Raw genomic sequence first — 4,261 nt, forward strand, 5'->3', positions numbered from 1 at the left:
TTTGNCCCGTTTAGAAGAAACCCGCGCCTGGCGCGGGTTTTTTCGTTAGAATCCACGCCCTTTTATGAAACACGCTTCCCGGGGTTGGCGCGTTGGCGCAATCCCTTGAAGTGCCTGACGGAGGCGGACAGCCTGTTTAGCTGTTACGCCCGTGGCGACTATGCAAGACACATTACGTATTACCGAAGTTTTTTACTCGTTGCAGGGTGAAACGCGAACCGCTGGCCTGCCCACCGTATTTGTACGGCTGACCGGCTGCCCGTTGCGTTGCCAATACTGTGACAGCGCCTACGCTTTCAGTGGCGGCACTGTTCGCCCGCTCGACGATATCCTCGAGCAAGTGGCCGGTTTCCGTCCGCGTTACGTCTGTGTCACCGGTGGCGAGCCGCTGGCGCAACCCAATGCCATCCCATTGCTTAAGCAGTTGTGTGACGCCGGTTACGAAGTGTCGCTGGAAACCAGTGGCGCGCTCGACATCTCGGCGGTCGATCCACGGGTCAGTCGCGTCGTCGACCTCAAAACCCCAGGTTCGAAAGAAGCACACCGCAACCGCTACGAGAACATCGAACTGCTCACGCCCAACGATCAGGTGAAGTTTGTCATCTGCTCGCGGGACGACTACGACTGGGCCGTCTCCAAACTGATTCAGTACGGTCTGGACAAACGTGCAGGCGAAGTGCTGTTTTCGCCAAGCCATCATGACCTGAATGCGCGAGACCTGGCTGACTGGGTGGTGGCGGACAACCTGCCAGTGCGTCTGCAATTGCAGTTGCATAAATACCTGTGGAATGACGAGCCGGGGCGCTGAGATGACTGAACAACTGAACACTGCTGAAAAACGTGCGGTTATCCTGCTGTCTGGTGGCCTCGACTCCGCGACGGTCGTGGCCATGGCACGTGCTGAAGGCTACAGCTGCTATACCATGAGCTTTGACTATGGTCAGCGCTCTCACGCCGAGCTGCACGCCGCCGAACGTGTCGCCCGCGATCTGGGCGTGGTGGAGCACAAGGTGATCGGCCTGAACCTGAACGGTATCGGCGGTTCGGCACTGACCGACAGCAGCATCGACGTTCCGGAAGTGGCGGGCGAAGGTATTCCGGTGACTTACGTGCCGGCGCGCAACACGGTGTTTCTATCCCTGGCGCTGGGTTGGGCTGAAGTCCTCGGCGCGCGTGACATTTTTATTGGCGTGAACGCGGTGGATTACTCCGGTTACCCGGATTGCCGTCCCGAGTTCATCGAGTCTTTCGAGCGCACGGCCAATCTGGCGACGAAGGCCGGTGTCGAGGGCAATGGCTTCCGCATCCAGGCGCCGCTGCAGAACCTCAGCAAGGCACAGATCGTCCAGGCAGGCGTGAAGCTGGGGGTCGATTATGGGCTGACCGTTTCCTGCTATCAGGCGGATGATAACGGCCGTGCGTGCGGCAAATGCGACAGCTGCCGACTGCGTGCAGAAGGCTTTGCAGCGGCCGGCGTAAGCGACCCAACGCGTTATTTCTGATTTATTTCAAATAAGGTGTTGAATAATCCTTAGAAATCAGTATTATACGCGCCACAACACAGCGGGTCGTTAGCTCAGTTGGTAGAGCAGTTGGCTTTTAACCAATTGGTCGTAGGTTCGAATCCCACACGACCCACCATTTTTGGCGGTTTAGAAAATCCGGAAGGCCCACGCAAGTGAGGATTTCCGGGTTTTTTTTTGCCTGGNATTTNGTGNANNGGGTAACACTCTGTTAAATATCGGATTCTGGTTGAAATGATCTTTTGTCTCCGGGCGATATTCTGTAGCCTTGCGCAGCTTCACCGCTGTCCGTGCCTGATGATACTCACTCTCCCGGCGGTACCCTGAAGGGTCCAGAGCCGGTGGTACACTCGACTTTCGCGCAACTGCGCCTGCAGGTCTTGCGAACATGACGCAAATTTCCGAACGCCTACTGGTTCAAGCTCACCTCGACGCCAAGCAGCCCAAGCCGCTGACCGTCGAGGAGGAAGCTTTTTTGCGTGTCGCCATCGCCGCCGAGCTCAAGGCTCAAGACGCGGTGCTGGTTGCCCACTTTTATTGCGACCCGGTGATTCAGGCCCTGGCCGAAGAAACCGGCGGCTGTGTCTCCGATTCCCTGGAAATGGCGCGCTTCGGCNGTGCTCACCCGGCCAAGACCGTGCTGGTCGCCGGAGTGAAGTTCATGGGCGAAACCGCCAAAATTCTCAACCCTGAAAAACGCATTCTGATGCCGACCCTGGAAGCGACCTGCTCGCTGGACCTGGGCTGCCCGGTGGATGAGTTTTCGGCATTTTGCGACCAGCATCCCGAGCGCACCGTGGTGGTCTACGCCAACACCTCGGCCGCGGTCAAAGCCCGGGCGGATTGGGTCGTGACCTCCAGCTGCGCACTGGAAATCGTCGAAAGCCTGATGGACAACGGCGAGACAATTATCTGGGGCCCGGACAAGCACTTGGGCACCTACATCCAGCGCCAGACCGGCGCGGATATGTTGCTGTGGGACGGGGCGTGCATCGTCCACGAGGAGTTCAAGTCCAAGCAGCTTGAAGACATGAAGGCGCTGTATCCGGACGCGGCGATTCTGGTGCACCCGGAGTCGCCGACCGCGGTGATCGAGCTCGCGGACGCGGTGGGCTCCACCAGCCAGCTGATTGCCGCCGCACAGCGTTTGCCGAACAAGACGTTCATCGTGGCGACCGACCGCGGCATCTTCTACAAGATGCAGCAGCTGTGCCCGGATAAAGTCTTCATTGAGGCGCCTACTGCCGGTAACGGCGCGGCGTGCCGCAGTTGCGCGCACTGCCCGTGGATGGCGATGAACACGCTGGAGCGCACGCTGCAGTGCTTGAAGGAAGGGACTAACGAGATCTTTGTTGATCCGGCGTTGATTCCGCAGGCGATTCGGCCGTTGAAGCGGATGCTGGATTTCACCCAGGCGGCGCGGATGAAACTGGCCGGTAACGCTTAAGTACTCGTAAAAAACTGTGGGAGCGAGCCTGCTCGCTCCCACAGTGCTTTTTGCTTCCCGNAGTACTCGTAAAAAACTGTGGGAGCGAGCCTGCTCGCTCCCACAGTGCTTTTTGCTTCCCGCAGCTACTTGGCTTTCTTCGGGATTCGAACCAGCTGAGTGTTCGAGTACATGTCATGCCAGCTGCGTTTCTGTTTATCAAACAGCGACCAGATAAACCCCAGCCCCACGCACAACCACGACGCAATCGACACCACAAACCGCAACAGCGCCTGCCACAGGCTGATGCGTGAGCCGTCGGCGTTCTGTACGCGCACGCCCCACACCTGCATGCCCAGCGTCTGCCCGGAATGGGTCCAGAATTTGGCAAAAAAACCAAACAATACAAAAAACAAAATCGTCGACAGCAGCGGGTCGCCGTCCAGCGCGCCGGATTCGGTGAGCGTGCGCATTTTGTCTTCGCCGATAANNGCCATCTGGATCATCTTGTAAATGCCGCTGGTGACGATCAGCAGGGCCGTGCACAACAGAAAGTCATAGAACATCGCTGCCAGACGACGGCCCAGGCCGACGGCGGGAAACTCGCCTTGGGGGCTCAGCAGGNGTTTCGACATGGCAGCCTCTGGACGGAAAAAGAATCCATTTTACGGATTTACGCGCACAAAAAAGCCCCTGATGTCACCATCAGGGGCTTTTTCGTNACAGNAGATCAGCCTTCTGCTTGTACTTCGTCAGCCTGCATGCCTTTCTGGCCCTGCACGGCGATGAAAGTCACTTTCTGGCCTTCTTTGAGGCTCTTGAAGCCGTTGCCCTGAATAGCGCGGAAATGGACGAACAGATCCGGACCGCTTTCTGGAGTGATAAAACCAAACCCTTTCTCGTCGTTAAACCACTTGACGGTACCGCTCTGACGATCAGCCATTTTCTTATTTCCTTNGACGCAAAAATTAATGACAGCCTCTTTCTCATGAAAGAGTACTGGGGCTGGTTGCAGGAGAGTAAGAAGACGTCGAACGGGATGTAGCTAACTTGTAGGCTACTGCCCAGGTCCAGGTTCAAAGCGACCCATGCAAACACAGTGAGCAAACTCTACGCCAACTACGGGAGAAAAAACAAGCCCCCGCGAGAGGCCCGGTTTTGCTCAGGTTGATGGCGTTAGTGGGTCCACTAGTGCTGGCTTATTCGATAGGGTTGTTCAATTGTTTTCGAACGTTATAAGCAACGTTCATAAACGAAGCTAGAGCCAAAGACATGCACTGTTTTATGGCGGTTGCGTTACACATTAGTGCAC

5 protein-coding genes and 1 tRNA gene are annotated in these 4,261 nt (G+C 56.8%); 4 read left to right on the forward strand and 2 right to left on the reverse strand.

Annotated elements, in window-relative coordinates:
- The first annotated feature begins 160 nt into the window (after positions 1-160).
- The 4 genes from queE (at position 161) to nadA (ending at position 2,970) form a co-directional block, all read left to right on the forward strand.
- Complete coding sequence (queE, locus tag B7L09_RS24530; RefSeq protein WP_094471006.1) at positions 161-808, forward strand: 7-carboxy-7-deazaguanine synthase QueE; 648 nt, start codon at positions 161-163, stop codon at positions 806-808.
- Between the two features lies 1 nt (position 809).
- Positions 810-1,502 carry a 7-cyano-7-deazaguanine synthase QueC gene (queC, locus tag B7L09_RS24535; protein WP_094471007.1) on the forward strand — a complete coding sequence of 231 codons (693 nt, stop codon included), beginning with the start codon at positions 810-812 and terminating at the stop codon, positions 1,500-1,502.
- Positions 1,503-1,565: 63 nt separating this feature from the next.
- Positions 1,566-1,641 (forward strand) — tRNA-Lys (locus tag B7L09_RS24540).
- A gap of 270 nt (positions 1,642-1,911) precedes the next feature.
- Positions 1,912-2,970 carry a quinolinate synthase NadA gene (gene nadA, locus B7L09_RS24545; protein WP_094471008.1) on the forward strand — a complete coding sequence of 353 codons (1,059 nt, stop codon included), beginning with the start codon at positions 1,912-1,914 and terminating at the stop codon, positions 2,968-2,970.
- Positions 2,971-3,095: 125 nt separating this feature from the next.
- Here the strand turns inward: nadA and B7L09_RS24550 are convergent, their stop codons facing one another.
- Positions 3,096-3,584, reverse strand: coding sequence for an RDD family protein (locus tag B7L09_RS24550; RefSeq protein ID WP_094471009.1), 489 nt, complete (start codon positions 3,582-3,584; stop codon positions 3,096-3,098).
- Positions 3,585-3,679: 95 nt separating this feature from the next.
- A complete protein-coding gene (locus B7L09_RS24555) occupies positions 3,680-3,892 on the reverse strand; it encodes a cold-shock protein (protein ID WP_003220045.1) in 213 nt (70 codons plus the stop codon).
- Between the last annotated feature and the right edge of the window lie 369 nt (positions 3,893-4,261).

It is taken from the genome of Pseudomonas mandelii, assembly GCF_002251635.1.
GTDB classification, from domain to species: Bacteria; Pseudomonadota; Gammaproteobacteria; order Pseudomonadales; family Pseudomonadaceae; genus Aquipseudomonas; species Aquipseudomonas mandelii_B.

Coding starts and splice junctions, on each gene's coding strand:
- queE (WP_094471006.1), top strand. CDS start 161: ATGCAAGACACATTACGTATTACCGAAGTTTTTTACTCGTTGCAGGGT.
- queC (WP_094471007.1), top strand. CDS start 810: ATGACTGAACAACTGAACACTGCTGAAAAACGTGCGGTTATCCTGCTG.
- B7L09_RS24555 (WP_003220045.1), bottom strand. CDS start 3,892: ATGGCTGATCGTCAGAGCGGTACCGTCAAGTGGTTTAACGACGAGAAA.